This window comes from Candidatus Latescibacter sp. IFSED24, from assembly GCF_058273205.1.
The window spans coordinates 2,391,771-2,411,605 of the sequence record NZ_CM177850.1; the positions used below are offsets into that span (position 1 = coordinate 2,391,771).

Below are 19,835 nucleotides of genomic sequence, written 5' to 3' on the forward strand. Positions count from 1 at the left end.
GAGGTGGCCCCATGAGCGAGAGCAAGACCATACACCTGAAGATCTGGCGACAGAAACGCGGCGCGAAGAAGGGCGCCTTCGAGAACTACACCGTCAGCGACGTCCTCGACGAGATGTCGTTCCTCGAGGTGCTCGACATCCTCAACGAGAACCTGGCCCGCGAGGGCAAGGAGCCCGTGGAGTTCGACAGCGACTGCCGCGAGGGCATCTGTGGCACCTGCGGCCTGGTGATCAAGGGCGTGGCCCACGGGCCGGGGTCGGGCTGCACCACGTGTGAGATCCGCATGCGCGGGTTCAAGGACGGCGAGACCGTCACCGTGGAGCCGTTCCGCGCGGGTCCGTTCCCGGTGCTCAAGGACCTGATCGTCGACCGCGAGGCCTTCGACCGGATCCAGCAGCAGGGCGGCTTCGTCACGGCGAACACCGGCTCGGCTCCCGACGGCAACGCCATCCCGGTGCCCAAGAGCGACGCCGACAAGGCCATGGACGCCGCGTCGTGCATCGGCTGCGGCGCCTGCGTGGCCTCGTGCCCCAACGCCTCGGCGTCGCTGTTCGTGTCGGCGAAGATCGCGCAGCTGGCGCGCCTGCCCCAGGGCGCTCCCGAGCGCAAACGGCGCGCGCTGGCCATGGTCACGCAGATGGACGCCGAGGGCTTCGGCGACTGCTCCAACCACGGCGAATGCGAGGCGGTCTGCCCCAAGGAGATCTCCATCGAGAACATCGCCGTGATGCGGCGGGAGTATCTGAAGGGAGTGTTCGGGGGCGGGTCCTGATCCGACGTCCGACCATGATGACGCGCCGGCCCGATTCGCACAGAGTCGGGCCGGCTTCACGTGGCAGCCCTGCCAGATGGGAAGGGGTCGGCATTCAGCCACACGCCCGACGGCCCTGCCGGCGTGAACTCAGATGGTTTAGGTGTGTGATTCTCGGCTTTTGCTCTCGTCCCAGGTGGAGAGACCGGCGGCCTTGGCCGGTCCCTTGCTCACCCCCTCGTCCCCAAGCCACGGAGGCCGCCATGCCCATCTTGCGCACGATCCTCTCCGCAATGGCCATCACGCTCCTGCTCACCGCGGGCGCCCTGGCTCAGTGTCCCGACCTCATCGAACTCGACTGCGGCGGCGGGACCGCCTGGTTCGGCCTGCGCCACGACGGCGCCAACGTCGCCCAGGGGCAGACCGTGACCCTGCCCTGCGACGGGGCCATCCTCTCGACCGAGTTCAAGTTCGTCATCACCGGCAACCCCAACGCCGGCGTGCCCAGCCTCGTCGCGGGCGACGCGATCCACGTGGCGGTCCAGGACAGCGACGGCTTGACCATCATGACGGCCACCGCGACCGTGCCGGCAAACGTCTACTCCGGCTGGATCAGCTTCGAGTTTCCCGAGGACATGACCGTGCCCGCCGGCGTGTACCTCTTCGCCGCCTACACCACGGTGGAAGGCCAGTGCTCGTTCGCGTTCTGCCCGGGCGAGGACCTGTACCCCGACGGCGTGCGCATGGCGTCGCTCAACGGCATCGACGGCCCGTGGTTCGACTTCGTCGACAGCCACGACGTGCCGTTCCGCGTGTACGTGAACTCGGACTCGGTGGCGGCCGAGACACGGAGCCTCAGCAGCATCAAGGGCCTGTTCCGCTAGGCCGGCGCGGTCAGCGCGCCCGGTACCGGTCGGGCTGGTCGAACACGGCCAGCCCGCGGTACCCCGCCCGGACCACCGCCGCGTGCGGCACGCCCGCCGGGATGTGGAACGACTCCCCCTCCAGGTAGGTCCGCGTCTGGCCACCCACCGTGAGCACGACCTCGCCCGCCACCACCAGTTCCCACTGCTCGCCGTGGCTGTGCTCGGGCACCGTCACCTCCTCGTCGAAGCGCATGAAGGCGACCTGGTGCGCCGCCGCCTGCAGCAATCGGCCGGTGAAGCCGGGCAGGTCGACATCGAGCTCGGGAAGACGGTCCAGGAACGGGGGGAAGTCGGACATGGGTCTCTCCTCGGGAAAGAGGGACGGGCGCCTGCACCCCCAGGATACGGGACCCGGCCCGGAATGTGTCGATCATGATGGTGCGTTTGACGGCGGGGCGGCGGTGGGCGAGAATCCCGTCCCGGGCGACCGGGTCCCTGTTGACCGGAGGAGCCGACAAGATGACCGAACGCCGCTTCCTCAGACGTCTCACCGAGCCCCGCAGCGGCGACCTCGATCCCCGCCTCGACACCGTGCGCGACCACTGCCTCGGTCGCCGCGGCGCCACCGAGGACTTCCCCTTCGGCCCTGAGGTCATGGTCTTCAAGGTGGGCGGCAAGATCTTCGCCGCCATGGCCTGGGAGGAATCGCCGCTCACGATCTCGCTCAAGTGCGATCCCGACCGGGCGGCCGCCCTGCGCGAGGAACATGCCGCCATCAACCCGCCGCGCTACTTCGACAAGCGGAGCTGGAACGCGGTGACCCTCGACGCGAGCATCGACGATGCGTTGCTGCAGGAACTGGTCGAGCACTCGTGGGCGCTGGTCTTCGCCTCGTTGACGCGGAAGCGGCAGGCGGAGATCGGCGGGTAGTCCGGCGGTTCAGCGCGAATCGCCCCGTCGCCCCAGACTCCGCCAGAGCAGCACCAGGAACGCCCCCAGGCACACCCCCATGCCCGTGTGCACCAGCGCGTAGACCCCGTAGCGCAGGACGTGCGAGCCGCCCAGGAACGCGTGGTCGATCACCGCGAAGTCGCGCTCGCCGGCGCGGGCCATGAGCAGCACGTGGTAGCCCTTGTACAGGTGCAGCGCCAGGCTCGCGGCGGCGAAGGGCAGGTAACCGCGGACGAGCCAGGCCAGGCCGCGGGCGCTCACCTCGCCGCCGCCGGCCTTCCGCGCCAGCAGCAGCGCGCCGGCCAGCGCCAGGGGCAGCAGCACCCCCATGGTGAAGACGTGGCCGTGGACCAGGGCGAGCTGGATCACCGACTCGAGGTGGATCCCCGCGGGCGCCGCGGTATACGGCAGCTTCTTGGCCGATTCCTGGTACGAGATGCCGATCAAGAGGCCCACGAAGGCCATGACGATGGCGTAGCGCAGCAGGGTGCGCAGGGCGCGGCGGTAGTCGGCGGAGAGGTCGGGCTGGGTCATGGAGGCTGCTCCCGGGTTCGGTCCTGGTCGTCGGATCACGACACCATACTCCAAACGACGGCTGGGCACACGCCATCGTCCTGGTGGAAGCGGCTTTACACCTGGCAATCGGGGGCGGTAACATGCCATATTCAGCTCGAAGCAAGGGGGCGCGCGTGTTCGAGGCGGTGATCCTCGCGGCCGGTCGGTCGCGGCGAGCCGGGACCTTCAAGCCGGCTCACCTCTACCGGGGCGAACCGCTGCTGCGGCACGCCGTGGACGGCCTCACGCCCTGGTGCCGGCGCATCGTCGTGGTGGCGGGCCACCGAAAGGCCGAGGTGGCCGCACTCGTGGCCGGCTGCGACCGCGTCGTGGTCGTGACCAACCCGGCGCCCGACGAGGGCATGTTCAGCTCGATCCGCTGCGGCGTCCGCGCGCTCGACCCCGGCTGCCAGGGCTTCTACGTCCTGCCGGCCGACTGTCCCCTGACCGGCACGGCGGTGCCCGGCCTCCTGCTCGAGGCGTTCACGAGCGAGGACGGCACAAGCGCGATCGTCCCCGAGCATGACGGCCGCGGCGGCCACCCGGTGCTGCTGCCGGCCGCTGCCCGCGAGATGGTGCTCACGGCGCCAACATCGGCGACCCTGCGCGAGGTGATCGCCAGCATCGGCGCCACGCGGCTGCCCGTGGCCGAGGCCGCCGTCCTGATGGATCTCGATACCCGCGCCGACCTGCGCGCACTGGTCCAGAACGAGGAGTGAAGCCATGACGAGGAACCCGAGGTTGCAAACCGTGGTGCTGGCCGGCGTCTTCTGGGGATCGCTCTGGGGCCTGTACGAGGCCACCATGGGCTGGATCGTCCACAACCTGGTGCGGGTGCCCGGCGCCTCGAGCGTGCTGCTGGTTCCCTTCGCGGTGTTCTGCATGGACCGGGCGCTGCGGTCGGGCGGCACCCTGCGCAGCGTGGGGATCGCCGCGGCCACCGCAGCCTCGCTCAAGCTCGTGGACTTCCTGCTGCCGTCGCTCACCCTGCTGTCCATCGTCAACCCCGCCGTGGCCATCATCCTGGAGGCCATGGTCTTCGCCGCCATCGTGCGGCTGCTCGGCTACCCCGAACGCCGGGTCGACCTGCCGCGGGCGGTGGCCGGCGCCTTGGCCTTCAGCCTCGGCTGGCGGGTCCTGTTCCTGGCCTTCCACGCCGGCCTGGCCGCGGTCTGGTCGGTGGGCATGATGCGGCACGGTTTGCGCCTGCCCATGGGCTTCCTCGTGCGCGACGGCCTGCTGGGCACCGCGGCGATCACGGCGGTCCTGATCCTGATCAATCACCGGCGCTGGGCCACGGAGGCCCCCAGGTTGCAGCCCGGCGTGCTCACCACCGCGCTGGTGGTGACCGTGGCCGTGGCCGCCGAGCTGGCCACGGCCTACCTGGGCTAGATCCACTTCGAGGGCGGTGCTCGCATGCTCGACATCTACACCGAGATCGTGAACCTGCGGCAGCGCGGCCAGCGCGCCGTGCTGGTCACCGTGGTCGCACGCGAGGGGCACGTGCCGACCCAGCTGCAGAGCAAGATGCTCGTCGGCGCGCAGGGCCGTCTGGTGGGCACCGTGGGTGGCGGCGCCATCGAGCACCTCGCCATCGCCGACGCCCAGGCCGTGCTCGAGACGCGCCAGCCGCTGCTCCGGGAGTATCTCCTCGACGACCGTGTCCCCGACCCCGACACACGCGCCACCCCCACGGGCATGATCTGCGGCGGCAAGGTCAGCCTCTTCTACGAGATCCTCGGCCCCGGCGTCCGCGCCTACCTCTTCGGCGCCGGCCACGTCTGCCGCGCCCTCGCCGAGTACCTCGCGCCCCTGGACTTCGAACCCTTCTTCATCGATTGCCGCCCCGAATTGCTGATCGATCTCGCAGGCAGCCACGCCCGCGCCGGCGCCGACTACGCCGACCTGCCCGACCTGCCCGACCTCGCGGCGAGCTACGTGGTCATCGCCACCCACTCGCACACCTGCGACGAGCGCGTCCTCGCCCAGCTCCTGGCCGCGGGCACGCGCCCCCGCTACCTCGGCGTGGTGGCCTCGCGGCGCAAACGCACCCAGATGTACGCCCGCCTCCGCGAACAGCTCGGCCCGGACCGGGACCTCGACTGGATCCACATGCCCGTGGGCCTGGACCTCGGCGGCAACACGCCGGCCGCCGTCGCGCTCTCCATCGCCGCCGAGATGCAGGCCTGCCGCCACGCGATCACCGGCCACGCGCACATGCGGGACCGGCCGGCGCCCCGGCCACGGGAGGAGTCGTGAACACGCCGCGCCGTTTCCTGCTCAACGACCGCCTGGTCGACCTCGCCCCCGACGAGCACGGGCTCTGCCTGGCCTGGCTCCGCGAGCGCCAGGGTCTTTGCGGCACCAAGGAAGGCTGCGGCGAGGGCGAATGCGGCGCCTGCACCGTCCTGCTCGGCACCCCGCACGGCTCGCAGATCTCCTACCGCGCCGTGACCTCGTGCCTCCTGCCGGTGGGCGAACTGCCCGGCCGGCATCTGGTCACCATCGAGGGACTGAACCCGCCCACGGGACTCAATCCCATCCAGCAGCAGCTGGTGGACGAGGGCGCGCCGCAGTGCGGCTTCTGCTTCCCCGGCATGGTGGTCTCGCTCGCCGGCTACTTCCTGACGAGCCGGAACCTGAGCGTCGCCGACGGGTTGGCCGCCCTGGACGGCAACATCTGCCGCTGCACGGGCTACACCTCGATCCAGCGCGCGGTGACCGCGCTCAGCCGCGCGTTCGCGCCGCGCCTGGACCCACGCCGGCCCCGGATCGCCCAGCTCGTGGACTGGGGGATCCTGCCCGGGTACTTCACCGACGCCGCAGCACAGGTGGCCGGGCTCGCCCCGCCAGTGCGACCGACGTCCGACCCGGCGCCCGTCCTGATCGCCGGCGGCACCGACCTGGTGGTCCAGCAGCCCGACCTCGCGAGTAGGCCGGCGCTCACCTTCCTCTCGCGCCGGCCCGAACTCGGCCGGATCGAGCACGAACTCGATCACCTGGTGATCGGCGGCGGCGTCACCGTCGAGGAGCTCAAGCACGCGCCGGAATTCGCCGCGCTCGTCCCCCAGGCCGCGGCCATCATCGACCGCTTCGCCTCCACGGTGATCCGCAACCGCGCCACCGTGGCCGGCAACCTGGTCAACGCCTCGCCCATCGGCGACGTGACCGTGCTCCTGCTGGCGCTGGACGCCGAGCTCATCCTGGCCAACGACGGCCACCGGCGCACGCTGCCCCTGGGTCAATTCTACCTGGGTTACAAGGAACTGGCGCGGAAGCCGGGCGAGCTGGTCGAGGCGATCCGGATCCCCCTGCGCGTCCAGGGCGACCACGTCCATTACGAGAAGATCTCCCAGCGGCGTTTCCTCGACATCGCCAGCGTCAACTCGGCGGCGCGTTTCACGCTGGACGGCGACCGGGTCGCCAGCGTCACCATCGCGGTGGGCGGCGTGGCGCCGGTGCCGCTGGTGGCCCGCGCCACCATGGCCGCGCTGACCGGCTGCACCCTCGACGCCGCCACCGTGCGCAACGCCGCCCAGGTCCTCGACGGCGAGATCGCCCCCATCGACGACGTGCGCGGCTCGGCCGCGTACAAGCGCGAGCTCGCCCGGCGCGTCCTCTACGCTCACGCGCTCGCGGTCGCCCCCGCGCTGGTGCGTCTGGAGGAGCTGCTATGAAGCACGGCGACCCCTACCTGCACGTGCGCGGCGAATCGGTCTTCGTCGACGACATCGCGGCTGCGGCCGGCACGCTCTTCGCCGCCGTGGTCGCCTCCCCCACGGCCCACGGCATGATCACCCGGCTCGACCCCGCCGCCGCCCTCGCCCGGCCCGACGTGGTTCGCGTGCTCACCGCCGCCGACATCCCCGGCGAGAACCAGATCGGCGCCATCCTGCCCGACGAACCGCTGCTCGCCGACGGCCGCGTGCACCACGTGGGCCAGCCGGTGGCCGTGATCCTGGCCACCAGCGCCACCGCCGCCCGGCAGGCCCGGCGCGACGTGGTCCTCGAGATCGAACCGGAGCCCGCGATCCTCGACGCCCGCACCGCCGCCGCTCGCGGCCAGCTCCTCCTGCCCGCGCGGACCTTCGCCCTCGGCGACGTCGACCAGGCCTGGGCTCGCTGCGCCCAGGTAATCGACGGCCGCGCCCGGACCGGGGTCCAGGAGCACTTCTACATGGAGACCCAGGGGGCCATGGCCGAGCCCGCCGAGAATGGCACCGTGCGCGTCCACTCTTCGACCCAGTCGCCCACCGGCGTGCAGCGGCAGATCGCCCGGGTCCTGGGCGTGCCCATGCACGCGGTGGAGGTGGACGTTCGCCGGCTCGGCGGCGCGTTCGGCGGCAAGGAGGACCAGGCCACGCCGTGGGCGGCGATCTGCGCGCTGGGCGCCCGGCTCACCGGCCGCGCCGTCCGGCTGATCCTGGACCGCGGCGACGACCTGATCATGACCGGCAAGCGCCACCCCTACGACGCCGACTTCCGCATCGGGGTGGCCGCCGACGGCGAGATCCTCGCCTACGAGGTCACGCTCTACCAGAACGCCGGCTCGGCAGCCGACCTCTCGCCGGCGGTGCTCGAGCGCTCGCTCTTCCACGCCACCGGCAGCTACGCCGTGGCCAACGTGCGCGCCGTGGGCCTGAGCTGCCGCACCAACCTGCCGCCGTTCACCGCGTTCCGCGGGTTCGGCGGCCCCCAGGCCATGTTCGTCATGGAGGCCGCCATCGCGGCCGCCGCCCGCACGCTGGGCCGACCGGTTCACGAGGTGCAGCGGCGCAACCTGTTGCAGGAAGGGTCGGTCTTCCCCTACGGCATGACCGCCGAACGCTGCCAGGCCGCCCGCTGCTGGGACGAGGCCGACCGGCGCTATGACCTGGCCGCCATCACGGCCACCGCCGCCGCGCACAACCGGACCAGCCAGGCCACCAAGAAGGGCGTGGCCGTGATGCCGGTCTGCTTCGGCATCTCGTTCACCAACACGTCCATGAACCAGGCCGGCGCGCTGGTCCACGTCTATACCGATGGCAGCGTGGGCGTGGCCACCGGCGCGGTGGAGATGGGCCAGGGGGTCAACCAGAAGATCCGCCACATCGCCGCGCTCACCCTGGGCATCGGGATCGATCGCGTGCGGCTGGAGACCACCAACACCACGCGCGTGGCCAACACCTCGCCCACGGCGGCCAGCACCGGCGCCGACCTCAACGGCGAGGCCGCGCGGCTGGCCTGCCTGCAGGTCCGCGCGCGGCTGCAGGCCTGGATCGCCCAGCGTCACGGCATCGACGATCCCGACACGGTGACGATCGCCGACGAGCAGGTGCATCGCGACGGCCAGACCCTCGGCCTCGACTGGGAAACGCTCGTCCGCGACGCCCACCTCGCCCGCTGCGACCTCTCGGCCCACGCCCATTACGCCACCCCGCGCCTCGCCTTCGACAAGACCACCGAGAAGGGCCGGCCCTTCGCCTACCACGTCTACGGCACCGCCATCACCGAGGTCACCCTCGACTGCCTGCGCGGCACCGCCACCGTGGACGCCGTGCGCCTGGTCCACGACGTGGGCTGCAGCCTCGACGAGGCCATCGACCGCGGCCAGGTGGAGGGCGCGCTGGCCCAGGGTCTCGGCTGGATGCTGCTCGAGGAGGCGAGCTACGACGAGCAGGGCCGCCTGCGCCACGACACCGCCGGCAAGTACAAGATCCCCGACATCGGCTTCATGCCGCCGGTGCTCGCGGTGGCGTTCCTGGCCGACGCCGCCAACCCCCACGCCGTGCTGGGTTCCAAGGCGGTGGGCGAACCGCCGCTGATGTACGGCATCGGCGCGTTCTTCGCGCTGCGCGACGCGCTGCGCGCCGCCGGCACCGACCTGACCCCGGATTGCGTCGCGCCGCTCACCCCCGAACGCACGCTCATGCTCCTGACCCGGACCGCACCCCACGAGGAGACACCGTCATGACCATGGCCGAACAGGTGCTGGCGCTGGCCGAGAAATACCGCGACGAGACCGCGGCCAACCTCGGCCGGCTGGTGAAGATCCCGTCGCTCAGCGGCCAGGAACGCGAGGTCAACGCCGAGCTGGCGCGCCAGCTCGGCGAAGCGGGCTTCGACGAGGTCACCACCGACTCGCTGGGCAACGTCATCGGCCGCATCGGCTCGGGCCCGCGCGTCCTGGCCATCGATGCCCACATGGACACCGTGGACGTGGGCAACCCCGACAACTGGGAGTTCGACCCCTTCAGCGGTGAGGTCCGTGACGGGCATGTCCTCGGCCGCGGCTCGGTGGACCAGGAGGGCGGCGCGGCGGCCTTCGTCACCGCCGGCCGCATCGTCCGCGAGCTCGGCCTCACGGACCAGCTCACCCTCCTGTGCACCGGCACGGTCATGGAGGAGGACTGCGACGGGCTGTGCTGGAAGTACCTCATCGAGGAGGGCGGGATCCGGCCCGAGCTGGTGATCTCCACCGAGCCGACAAACCTGGGCGTGTATCGCGGCCAGCGCGGTCGCATGGAGATGGCGGTGTCGTTCCGCGGCCTCTCGGCCCACGGCTCGGCGCCCGAACGCGGCCGGAACGCCATCTACCCCGCGGCGCGCACGTGCCTCGCCGTGGAGCAGCTCCACGAACGGCTGGCCGACGACGCGTTCCTGGGCAAGGGCAGCATCACCGTCACCGAGTTCCGCTCGGGCAGCCCGTCGCTCTGCGCGGTGGCCGACTCGGCGCGGCTGCACCTGGACCGCCGGCTCACCGCGGGCGAGACCCGCGAGTCGGCGGTGGCCGAGATCGAGGCGCTGCTCGCGGGCAGCGATGCCCGCGTCGAGGTCCTCCATTACGACGGCCTGGCCTACACCGGCCTGCGCTACGGCATGCAGAAGTACTATCCGACCTGGACCGTGCCCGCCGACCATCCCGCCGTCACCGCCGGCGTGGCCACCGCCAGCGCGCTTTTCGGCGCGGCGCCGCGGGTCGATCGCTGGACCTTCTCCACCAACGGTGTGGCCATCACCGGCCTGCACGGCATCCCGGTCATCGGCTACGGCCCCGGCGACGAGGTCCTGGCCCACGCCCCCAACGAACGAGTGCCCGTGGACCACCTGGTCAAGGCCTCGGCCTTCTACGCACTCTTCGCTCTGCGCATGGCGCAGGGCGACTGACCCAGAGGAACGACCGCCATGAACGAAACCATCTCCAAGCTGATCAACCGTGTGGCCGCCCGCGGCAACGGTCTTCACGGGCGCGACGTCCTGCTCACCTGGGAGCACGACCTCGACCACCTGCGCACCCTGCTCGACGTGGCCGAGGCGCTGCGCCTGCTGCGCGCCGACAACGTCGCCACACGCTGCTTCGAGTCGGGCCTGGCCATCAGCCAGTTCCGCGACAATTCCACGCGCACGCGGTTCTCGTTCGCGTCCGCAGCCAACCTCCTGGGCCTGGCGGTCCAGGACCTCGACGAGGGCAAGTCCCAGCTCTCCCACGGCGAGACCACGCGCGAGACCGCGGTGATGGTGTCGTTCCTCAGCGAGGTCGTGGGCATCCGCGACGACATGTACCTCGGCGCGGGCAACGCCTACATGCGCGAGGTCGCCGCCGCGCTCGACCAGGCCCACGGCGAGGGCGTCCTGCCCCAGCGGCCCACGCTGGTCAACCTGCAGTGCGACATCGACCACCCCACCCAGACCCTCGCCGACCTCCAGCACCTGGGCCGCGAACTCGGCTCGCTCGACCAGCTGCGCGGCCGCAAGCTGGTGATGAGCTGGGCCTACTCGCCGAGCTACGGCAAGCCGCTGTCGGTGCCCCAGGGAATCCTCGGCCTGATGACGCGGCTGGGCATGGAGGTGGTGCTGGCCCATCCGCCGGGCTACGACCTGCTGCCCGGCACCCTCGAGCGCGCCGCCGACCAGGCCGCCAAAAGCGGCGGCAGCTTCACGGTCGCCGACTCCATGGCCCAGGCCTTCGCCGGCGCCGACCTCGTCTACCCCAAGAGCTGGGCGCCCTTCGCGGTCATGGAACGGCGCACCGAGTTGCTCCGCGCCGGCGACCAGGCCGGCCTGCAGACCCTCGAGCACGAATGCCTGGCCACCAACGCACGCTTCGCCCACTGGAGCTGCGACCGCGCGCTCATGGACCGCACCCGCGAGGGCCGGGCGCTGTACCTGCACTGCCTGCCCGCCGACATCACCGGCGTCTCGTGCGAGCGCGGCGAGGTCTCGGCCGAGGTCTTCGAGCAGTACCGCGTGCCGCTCTACCGCCAGGCGGGCTACAAGCCGTACATCATCGCGGCCATGATCGTCTGCGGCCGCTTCGCCGACCCGGCCGACCTGCTGCGCGACCTCACCCAGCAGGCCTGCGCGCGCCGGCGGGGATGACGCCATGAACACCGACCTCGCCGCACTTCCGTTCGACCGACTCCTGGACTGGATCCGGCGTGAACGCGCCGACCGGGGCACGGTCTTCGGCCTGCACGAGGACCTCTTCCGCGACCGCCTCCAGGGCCGCGCGTACGCCCTCGAGCGCCGGGGCCACGTGCTCGAGACCCCGCTGGGCGTGGCCGCCGGCCCGCACACCCAGCTCGCCCAGAACCTGGTGGCCGCCTGGCTCTGCGGCGCGCGCTTCCTCGAGCTGAAGACCGTCCAGGTGCGCGACGACCTGGTGATCCCGCGCCCGTGCATCGACATGGCCGACGAGGGCTACAACTGCGAGTGGTCGCAGGAATTGCCCATCACCACCAGCGCCGACCAGTACCTCGACGCCTGGACCGCCATCCGCGTCCTCCAGCACGAGGCCGGGGCCGACCCCGAGGCCGACCCCGGCTTCGTCATGGACCTGAGCGTGGGCTACGACCTGGCCGGCGTGCGCAGCGCCAAGGTGCAGCGCTTCCTCGACCGCCTCACCGACGCGCGCAGGGAGCTCGCGGCGCGGCTGGCCGCCGCGGCGGCGTTCTTTCCCGGCGCCCGCAGGATCCCGGCCGCCGACCGCCTCGCCGACAGCGTCACCCTCTCGACCATGCACGGCTGCCCGCCCGCCGAGATCGAGCGCATCGCCGCGTTCCTGCTCACCGAGCGCGACCTCGACACCACGGTCAAGCTCAACCCCACGCTGCTGGGCGCGGACGCGGTGCGCGCGCTGCTCAACGACACCCTGGGCTACCCGACCGAGGTGCCCGACGAGGCGTTCGCCCACGACCTGGCCTGGGACGCGGCGCTCGACCTGATCGCGTCGTTGCGCGCCACCGCCGCCCGCGCGGGCCGCCACTTCGGCGTCAAGCTCACCAACACGCTGGCCTGCCGGAACACACGCCACGTCTTCCCGGCCAGCGAGGAGGCCATGTACCTCAGCGGCCGCGCCCTGCACCCGCTGGCGGTGCAGCTGGCGGCACGGCTGCAGGAGGCGTGCGGCGGCGACCTGGACATCTCGTTCGCCGGCGGCCTCGACGCGCGGAACGTGGCGCGGGTGGTGGCCTGCGGCCTCGGTCCGGTCACGGTCTGCTCGGACCTCCTGCGGCCCGGCGGCTACCAGCGGCTCCACCAGTACCTCGACGAGCTCGACACGGCCCTCGCCGGCGCCCCCGACCTGGCGGCCTTCGCGCGCCGCGAGGCTGCGCTGCCCCAGGCTACGCTGGCGGCCGCCCACCTGGCCAACCTGCGCGCCTACGCCGCCGTCGTGGCCGACGACCCGGCCTACCACAAGGCCACCCACGGCGACCGCACCATCAAGACCGACCGCCCCCTGACACCCTTCGACTGCATCGCCGCCCCCTGCCGCCACACCTGCCCGGCCGGCCAGGACGTGCCAGAGTACCTGCACCACACCGCCCGGGGCGACCTCGGCGCGGCGCTGGCCGTGGTCCTGTGCGACAACCCGCTGCCCACGGTCACCGGCATGGTCTGCGACCATCCCTGCGTCGAACGCTGCACCCGCGTCAACTACGAGGCCGCCGTGCGCATCCGCGACATCAAGCGCACCCTGGCCCACCGCGCGCCGCCGCCCCCGCCGCCGGTGCCCGCCGACCCCACGGGACACCGCGTGGCCATCGTCGGCGCCGGACCCGCCGGGCTGTCGTGCGCCTGGTTCCTGGCGCTGTCCGGCGTGGCGGTCACGGTCCACGAGACCAAGGGCTTCACCGGCGGCATGATCACCGACGCCATCCCCGCGTTCCGCCTCGCCGACGCCGACTACCAGCAAGATCTCGACCGGATCACCGCGCTCGGCGTGACCATCCGCACCGACGAATTCATCGACCGCGAGCGTCTTGCCGACCTGCGCCGCGAACACGACGCCGTCTTCCTCGCCATCGGCGCCCAGGCCGATCGCACCCTCGGCATCGCCGGCGAGGATCTCCCCGGCGTCCGGCCGGCGCTCCGGTTCCTCGCGACGGTTCGCCGCGGGCAGGCTCCCGCGGTGGGCCGGACGGTCCTCGTCATCGGCGGCGGCAACACCGCCATGGACGCCGCGCGCACCGCGGTGCGTCTGATCGAGGACGGCGGCCAGGTCCACCTGGTCTATCGCCGCACCGTGGCCCAGATGCCCGCCGCCCGCGAGGAACTCCAGGCGATCCAGGCCGAGGGCGTGGCGATCCACGAGCTGCTGGCCCCGGCGGCCATCGAGGCGCGCGACGGCCGGTTGGCGCTGGTCTGCCGGCGCATGCGCCTCGGCGCCCCCGACCGCTCGGGACGCCCCCGCCCGGAACCTGACGGCGAGCGCACCACGACCCTGCTCGCTAACACCATCGTCCCCGCCGTGGGCCAGGCCCTGGCCGGCGACCTGATCGATCCGACCGACCTCGCCGCCGACGTCCAGGACCTGCGCCTGGACGGCGAGGAACTGCTCGTGGGCGGCGACGCCCGCCGCGGCGCCGCCACGCTCATCGAGGCCATCGGCGACGGTCGGCGCGCCGCCGACCGGCTGCTCGCCCGGCTGGGTCTGACACCCATTGACCAAGCCCAGCCGCCCGCCGCACGCAATCTCGCCGACCCGGACTGGCAGGATCGGGCCGCGCGCCTCGCCCCGCCGGTACTGCCGCCCGTGCAGGCGGGCCGCACCCCCCGCGACTTCTCCCTGGTGATCGGCGAGCTCGACCCCGCAGAGGCGCGCCGGGAGGCCACCCGCTGCCTCGACTGCTCGATCCGTTGCGACGTCTGCGTCTCGGTCTGCCCCAACCGCGCCAACCTGGCCTTGGACGTCCCGCCGCGCCACCTCGCCTTGATGCGGATCGTCCCCGACCATGGTGCCAGCTACGCTCTGATCCCGGATGAGGATTTTCTCCTCTCCCAGGGCCGGCAAACCGTCAATATCGCCGATTTCTGCAATGCTTGTGGTAATTGCACCACCTTCTGCCCCACGGCTGGGGAACCCTTCCGCGACAAGCCACGTCTGGCGCTCACGCCCGCCTCGTTCGCCGCCGAGGACGACGTGCACCTGATCGAACGGCGGAACGACGGGTCGGTCATCAGGCGGCGCGCCGAGGGTCGCGAGATCATGCTCCGTCGGCAGGGCGAACTGCTGGCGTACGAGACACCCGAAGCGCGGATCGAGCTGGACCCCACCACCTTCGCCATCCGCCAGGTCTCCTTCCTGGGCGACGCCTGCGAGGTCCGCCTCCACGAAGCCGCGGCCCTGGCCGTGCTGCTCGAGGCCGTCGCCGACCACCCGCTGACTTACACGCCCGGCAAGGAGGCCTGACGTGGCACGCTTCGTCTGGAACACCCTGCGCCGCGCCATCCCCGACTGGCACGCCCCCGAGCTCGCCTACCTCGACGCCATCCGCACCGGCGTCCAGCTCCCGCTGCACCGGACACTGCCGGGCTACGCCCCCACGCCCCTGTACGATCTGCCCGACCTCGCCCGCGAGCTGGGCCTGGGCGGGGTCCTGGTCAAGGACGAGGCCCCGCGCTTCGGCCTGGACGCGTTCAAGGGCCTGGGCGCGAGCTTCGCGATCTACAGCGTGCTGCGCCGGCAATGGCGGGAGCAAACCGGCGAGGACCTGGCCCCCACGTCGTTCGGCGACCCCGCGCTGCGCGACCGGCTCGGCGCCCGCACCTTCACCGCCGCCACCGACGGCAACCACGGCCGGGCCGTGGCCTGGACCGCGCGCCTGCTCGGCCAGCGCGCGGTGATCTTCATGCCCGACGACACGGCGGCCGCGCGGATCCTCGCGGTCGAGGACGAGGGCGCCGAGGTGCGCCTGATCGCAGGCACCTTCGACGACTGCGTCACCGCCTGCGCCGACGCCGCCGCCGGCGAGGGCTGGCAGGTGGTCGCCGACACCGCCTACCCCGGCTACATGGAGATCCCGGGCCACATCATGACCGGCTACAGCACCATCTTCGCCGAGATCATGGACCAGGCCGACCGCCCCCTGGACACGGTGCTGCTGCCGGCGGGCGTGGGCGGCCTGGCCGCCGCCGGCACCGCCAGCTTCGTCCAGCACCACGGTGCCCAGCGTCCGGCCCTGGTCTGCATCGAACCCGATTCGTCGGCCTGTTTCCTCGAGTCCATCGCCGCGGGCACCGGCGAGCCCGTGGCCGCCAGCGGCGACCAGCATTCGCTCATGGTGGGCCTCTGCTGCGGACGGCCCTCGCTGCTGGCCTGGCCGGTGATCCGCGACGGCATGGACCTCTTCGTCGCCATCGGCGACGAGCGCGTCCCCGACGCCATGCGCACCTATGCGCGCCACGGCATCGTCGCGGGGGAATCGGGCGCCTCCACCCTCGCCGGCCTGCTCGAACTGCTCACCAGCGACGACCTCGCCCCGGCCCGCCAGCGCCTGGACCTCGGCCCGCGCAGCACGGTCCTGATCATCAACACCGAGGGCGCCACCGATCCCGAGAACTACGCCCGCGTGATGGCGAACAACGACGCCGGAGGCGCACCATGACCGCCATCCGCCTCGAGCTCGACGGCCGCGCCATCACCTACCACGGCGATCCCGACCGCTCGCTGCTGAGCTGGCTGCGCGAGGATCTGGGCCGGACCACCGCCAAGGACGGCTGCTCGGGCCAGGGGTTCTGCCGCGCCTGCACCGTGGAGATCGACGGCCGCGCGCGGCTGGCCTGCGTGACCGCCATGAAGACCCTGGCCGGCAAGTCGGTCACCACGCTGGAAGGCCTGCCCGCGGAAGTCCGTGAGATCCTGGCCGACGCCTTCGTGCGCCACGGCGCGGTTCAGTGCGGCTTCTGCACCCCCGGCTACCTCGCGCGCACCCGCGTGCTCCTGGCCGAGAATCCCGCCCCCGATCGCGACGCGGTCGTCGCCGCTCTGCGGCATCACGTGTGCCGCTGCACCGGCTACCACGCCATCGTCGACGCGGTCCTGGACGCCGCCGCCATCCTGCGCGGCGAGACCGTCGCCTCAGCGCCGCCCGGTCCCGGCGTGGGCCAGAGCCGTCCCAAGTACCGCGCTCATCAGAAGGCCCTGGGCCGCGACCCCTTCGTCGACGACCTGCGCCCCGAGGGCCTGGTCCACGGCGCGCTGCGCTTCAGCGACCATCCCCGGGCCCGCGTGCGCACCCTCGACCTCGCCGCCGCCGCCACCATGCCCGGCGTGATCCGCATCCTGACCGCCGCCGACGTGCCCGGCGAGCGCCACACCGGACTGATCGTCAAGGACTGGCCGCTCCTGGTCGCCGTGGGCGAGACCACCCGCTACGTGGGCGACGCGCTCGCCTTGGTGGTGGCCGAGACCGAGGCCGAGGCCCGCGCCGCCGCCGCCGCCGTGGCCGTGGACTACGAGGTGCTCGAACCGATCACCGACCCCGCCGCGGCCCTCACGAATCCGGTCCGCCTGCACCCGGGCGGCAACCTGCTCGAGGAGAGCGTGGTGCGACGCGGCGGCGACGTGGAGGTCGCCCTCGCCGCCTCGGCCCACGTGGCCCGCGGCACCTTCACCACCCAGCGCATCGAGCACGCGTTCCTCGAACCCGAGTGCGCGGTGGCCCAGCCCTGGCAGGACGACGGCCTCGAGGTCTTCTCGCCCGGCCAGGGCGTGTACGTCGACCGAGTGCAGCTGGCGGCGCTGCTCAGGCTGCCGCCGGCGAGCATCAAGGTGCACCAGGTGGCCACCGGCGGCGCGTTCGGCGGCAAGGAGGACCTCTCGGTCCAGGGGCACGCCGCGCTGGCGGCGCACCTCTTGCGCCGCCCGGTCAAGGTCAAGCTCAGCCGCCCCGACTCGATCCGCATGCACCCCAAGCGCCACCCCATCGCCATGGAGTACGCCGTGGGCTGCAACGAGCGGGGCAAGCTCACCGCGGTGCGGGCGCGCTTCCTCGGCGACACCGGCGCCTACGCCTCGGTGGGCGGCAAGGTGCTCGAACGCGCCGCCGGCCATGCCACCGGCGCCTACCACGTGCCCTGCGTCGACGTGCTGGCCCGGGCGGTCTACACCAACAACCTGCCCTGCGGCGCCATGCGCGGCTTCGGGGTGAACCAGGCCACCTTCGCCCTGGAGAGCTGCCTCGACGAGCTCTGCCGGCTGGGCGGCTTCGACCGCTGGCAGCTGCGCTGGGACAACGCGCTCACCGCCGGCGGCCAGACCGCCACCGGGCAGGTCCTCGACGAGGGCGCCGGCGTGCGCCCCACCCTCGAGGCGGTCCGCGACGCCTACCGCGCCGCGCGCCACGCGGGCATCGCCTGCGGGATCAAGAATTGCGGCATCGGCAACGGCATGGCCGACTGGTGCGAGGTGGCCATCGAGATCGCCGCGGCCGACCGGGTGGTGGTCCATCACGGGTGGACCGAGATGGGCCAGGGCGTGCACACGGTGGCGCAGCAGGTGCTGGCCGAGACCACCGGCCTGGACCCCGACCTGGTCGAGGTCCAGGTCTGCACGGCCGAGGAGGCCGAGGCCGGCATGACCACCTCGAGCCGCGGCACCTCGCTGGTGGGCAACGCGCTCATCGTGGCCGCCCGCGACCTCGCCCGCGACCTCGCCGACCACGCGCTCACGGACCTGGTGGGCCGCCGCTACCGCGGCCGCTGGAGCTTCGACCGTTCCACCGCCCCCGGCGCCCCCGGCGAGGCCATCACTCACTATTCCTACAGCTACGCCACCCAGCTGGTGATCCTGGCCGACGATGGCGCCATCGCGCGGGTCGTGGCCGCCCACGACGCCGGCCGCATCATCAACCCCACGCTGTTCCGCGGGCAGATCCAGGGCTCGGTGCACATGGGCCTGGGCTACGCCCTGAGCGAGGACCTGCCCCAGACCGGCGCCGGCTTGCCGCCGCTGAGGCTCAAGGACCTGGGACTGGTCCCCATGAACGAGATGCCGCCCGTGGAGGTGATCGGCGTGGAGGTCCGCGACCCGCTGGGGCCCTTCGGCGCCAAGGGCGTGGGCGAGGTGGGCCTGGTGCCCACGGCGGCGGCGGTGGCCGGCGCCTTTCGCGCCTACGACGGTAAGCAGCGTCTGTCCCTGCCCCTCGAACCGGTGACGAGGAAGCCATGAGCCTGTACCTCGACGATGTCGTCTTCTGGGACCGTCATACCGGCGCCTTGCACCGCGGCGGCCTGGTGGTGGAGTCCGGACCCCAGGGTGGCCTGCGCCTCGCCGACACGGGCCCCGAGCCGGGCATGGAGCTGATCGCGGGCGCCGGGATGCTGGCGCTCGAGGGCCTGACCTGCGCGCATCACCACATCTACTCGGCACTGTCCCGCGGCATGCCCGCCCCACCGCGGCCGCCCCGCGACTTCGCCGAGATCCTCGAACTCGTGTGGTGGCGACTCGATCGCTGCCTCGACCTGGACATGGTGCGCGCATCGGCGCTGGCGGCCGGCCTGGACTGCCTCCGCTGCGGGGTGACCCGCGTGATCGACCACCACGCCTCCCCCAACGCCATCACCGGTTCGCTGGACACCATCGCCACCGCCTTCGACGAGCTGGGGCTCGCGCACGTGCTCTGCTACGAGCTGTCCGACCGCGACGGTCCCGAGCGCGCCCACGAGGGCCTCGCCGAGACCGACGCCTACCTCGGATCCGGGCGTCCGGGCCTGGTGGGCCTGCACGCCTCGTTCACCGTGGGCGACGTGCTGCTCGCCGACGCGGTCGACCTGGCGCGCCGGCACCGGACGGGGATCCACCTGCACGTGGCCGAGGACCGCCTCGACCAGGAGCGCTGCCTCGCCGAGCACGGCCGTCGCGTGGTCGAGCGCCTCCACGCCGCCGGGGTCCTCGACCTGCCGGGCACGCTGCTGGTGCACGGCCTGCACCTCGACGAGGCCGAGCGCGCGCTCGTCCGCCGCTCGCCCGCCTGGCTCGTGCACAATCCCGAGAGCAACCAGAACAACGCGGTGGGCGCCTTCGCGCTGGCTGGGCTCGACCACGCCCGCGTGCTCCTGGGCACCGACGGCCTGCACGGCGACATGATCCGCAGCGCGCGCGCCGCGTTCCTGGCGGGCCGGTCGGCCGGTGGCCTCGACCTTGCCCAGGCCTGGGCCGCACTCTGGCGCAACCAGCAATACCTCGAGACGCACCACCCGGCGGCCGCCCGCCGCAACGACGTGGTCCTGCTCGACTACGCCCCGCCCACGCCGCTCACGTCCGAGAACCTGACGGGGCACGTGGGCTTCGGCCTCGACGCGCGCCATGTCCGCACCGTGATTGCCGGCGGCCGGCTCGTGCTGCACGACGGCGTCCTCGTGAACTGCGATGAATCCGACACCCTGACCTTCTGCCGCGAGCAGGCCCGACGACTGTGGGCCGCGCTGCAGCAGGCCTAGACGAAAGGCA

The 19,835-nt window shown here is 72.3% G+C and carries 16 protein-coding genes; 14 read left to right on the top strand and 2 right to left on the bottom strand.

Features of this window, described 5'->3' with window-relative positions:
* Window positions 1-11: 11 nt before the first annotated feature.
* Both IFSED24_RS09575 and IFSED24_RS09580 read left to right on the top strand, forming a co-directional pair.
* Window positions 12-773 carry a succinate dehydrogenase/fumarate reductase iron-sulfur subunit gene (locus IFSED24_RS09575; protein WP_491334994.1) on the top strand — a complete coding sequence of 254 codons (762 nt, stop codon included), beginning with the start codon at window positions 12-14 and terminating at the stop codon, window positions 771-773.
* 242 nt (window positions 774-1,015) lie between these two features.
* Entirely contained in the window at window positions 1,016-1,636 is a 621-nt protein-coding gene (locus tag IFSED24_RS09580) for a hypothetical protein (protein WP_491334995.1), read from the top strand.
* A 10-nt stretch (window positions 1,637-1,646) separates the two neighbouring features.
* On the opposite strand, the gene IFSED24_RS09585 is transcribed toward IFSED24_RS09580, so the two are convergent.
* Entirely contained in the window at window positions 1,647-1,976 is a 330-nt protein-coding gene (locus IFSED24_RS09585) for a cupin domain-containing protein (RefSeq protein ID WP_491334996.1), read from the bottom strand.
* A 161-nt stretch (window positions 1,977-2,137) separates the two neighbouring features.
* On the opposite strand from IFSED24_RS09585, the gene IFSED24_RS09590 reads away from it, so the two are divergent.
* Complete coding sequence (locus IFSED24_RS09590; protein WP_491334997.1) at window positions 2,138-2,548, top strand: MmcQ/YjbR family DNA-binding protein; 411 nt, start codon at window positions 2,138-2,140, stop codon at window positions 2,546-2,548.
* A 9-nt stretch (window positions 2,549-2,557) separates the two neighbouring features.
* On the opposite strand, the gene IFSED24_RS09595 is transcribed toward IFSED24_RS09590, so the two are convergent.
* Entirely contained in the window at window positions 2,558-3,103 is a 546-nt protein-coding gene (locus IFSED24_RS09595) for a hypothetical protein (RefSeq protein ID WP_491334998.1), read from the bottom strand.
* Window positions 3,104-3,258: 155 nt separating this feature from the next.
* On the opposite strand from IFSED24_RS09595, the gene IFSED24_RS09600 reads away from it, so the two are divergent.
* Genes IFSED24_RS09600 through IFSED24_RS09650 form a run of 11 tightly spaced genes read left to right on the top strand, consistent with a single transcriptional unit; the run spans window position 3,259 to window position 19,825 of the window.
* A complete protein-coding gene (locus IFSED24_RS09600; protein WP_491334999.1) occupies window positions 3,259-3,843 on the top strand; it encodes a nucleotidyltransferase family protein in 585 nt (194 codons plus the stop codon).
* Window positions 3,844-3,847: 4 nt separating this feature from the next.
* On the top strand, window positions 3,848-4,516 hold the full coding sequence (locus tag IFSED24_RS09605) for a hypothetical protein (RefSeq protein ID WP_491335000.1): 669 nt from the start codon (window positions 3,848-3,850) through the stop codon (window positions 4,514-4,516).
* A gap of 24 nt (window positions 4,517-4,540) precedes the next feature.
* Window positions 4,541-5,383, top strand: coding sequence for an XdhC family protein (locus IFSED24_RS09610; RefSeq protein WP_491335001.1), 843 nt, complete (start codon window positions 4,541-4,543; stop codon window positions 5,381-5,383).
* Window positions 5,380-6,801 (top strand): FAD binding domain-containing protein, encoded by a 1,422-nt coding sequence (locus tag IFSED24_RS09615; protein ID WP_491335002.1) that lies wholly within the window; start codon window positions 5,380-5,382, stop codon window positions 6,799-6,801. Before IFSED24_RS09610 ends, IFSED24_RS09615 begins: the two co-directional genes overlap by 4 nt.
* On the top strand, window positions 6,798-9,077 hold the full coding sequence (locus tag IFSED24_RS09620; protein ID WP_491335003.1) for a xanthine dehydrogenase molybdopterin binding subunit: 2,280 nt from the start codon (window positions 6,798-6,800) through the stop codon (window positions 9,075-9,077). The genes IFSED24_RS09615 and IFSED24_RS09620 overlap by 4 nt, the downstream gene beginning before the upstream one ends.
* Complete coding sequence (locus tag IFSED24_RS09625) at window positions 9,074-10,270, top strand: YgeY family selenium metabolism-linked hydrolase (RefSeq protein WP_491335004.1); 1,197 nt, start codon at window positions 9,074-9,076, stop codon at window positions 10,268-10,270. The genes IFSED24_RS09620 and IFSED24_RS09625 overlap by 4 nt, the downstream gene beginning before the upstream one ends.
* Window positions 10,271-10,288: 18 nt before the next feature.
* The gene (gene ygeW / locus IFSED24_RS09630) at window positions 10,289-11,482 is read left to right on the top strand and encodes a knotted carbamoyltransferase YgeW (protein ID WP_491335005.1); all 1,194 of its coding nucleotides are present in this window, start codon (window positions 10,289-10,291) and stop codon (window positions 11,480-11,482) included.
* Between the two features lie 4 nt (window positions 11,483-11,486).
* Window positions 11,487-14,795, top strand: coding sequence for an FAD-dependent oxidoreductase (locus IFSED24_RS09635; protein WP_491335006.1), 3,309 nt, complete (start codon window positions 11,487-11,489; stop codon window positions 14,793-14,795).
* Between the two features lies 1 nt (window position 14,796).
* Complete coding sequence (locus IFSED24_RS09640; RefSeq protein ID WP_491335007.1) at window positions 14,797-15,990, top strand: diaminopropionate ammonia-lyase; 1,194 nt, start codon at window positions 14,797-14,799, stop codon at window positions 15,988-15,990.
* Complete coding sequence (gene xdh, locus IFSED24_RS09645) at window positions 15,987-18,554, top strand: selenium-dependent xanthine dehydrogenase (protein ID WP_491335008.1); 2,568 nt, start codon at window positions 15,987-15,989, stop codon at window positions 18,552-18,554. The genes IFSED24_RS09640 and xdh overlap by 4 nt, the downstream gene beginning before the upstream one ends.
* A complete protein-coding gene (locus IFSED24_RS09650; RefSeq protein ID WP_491335009.1) occupies window positions 18,551-19,825 on the top strand; it encodes an amidohydrolase family protein in 1,275 nt (424 codons plus the stop codon). Before xdh ends, IFSED24_RS09650 begins: the two co-directional genes overlap by 4 nt.
* The last annotated feature ends 10 nt before the right edge of the window (window positions 19,826-19,835 follow it).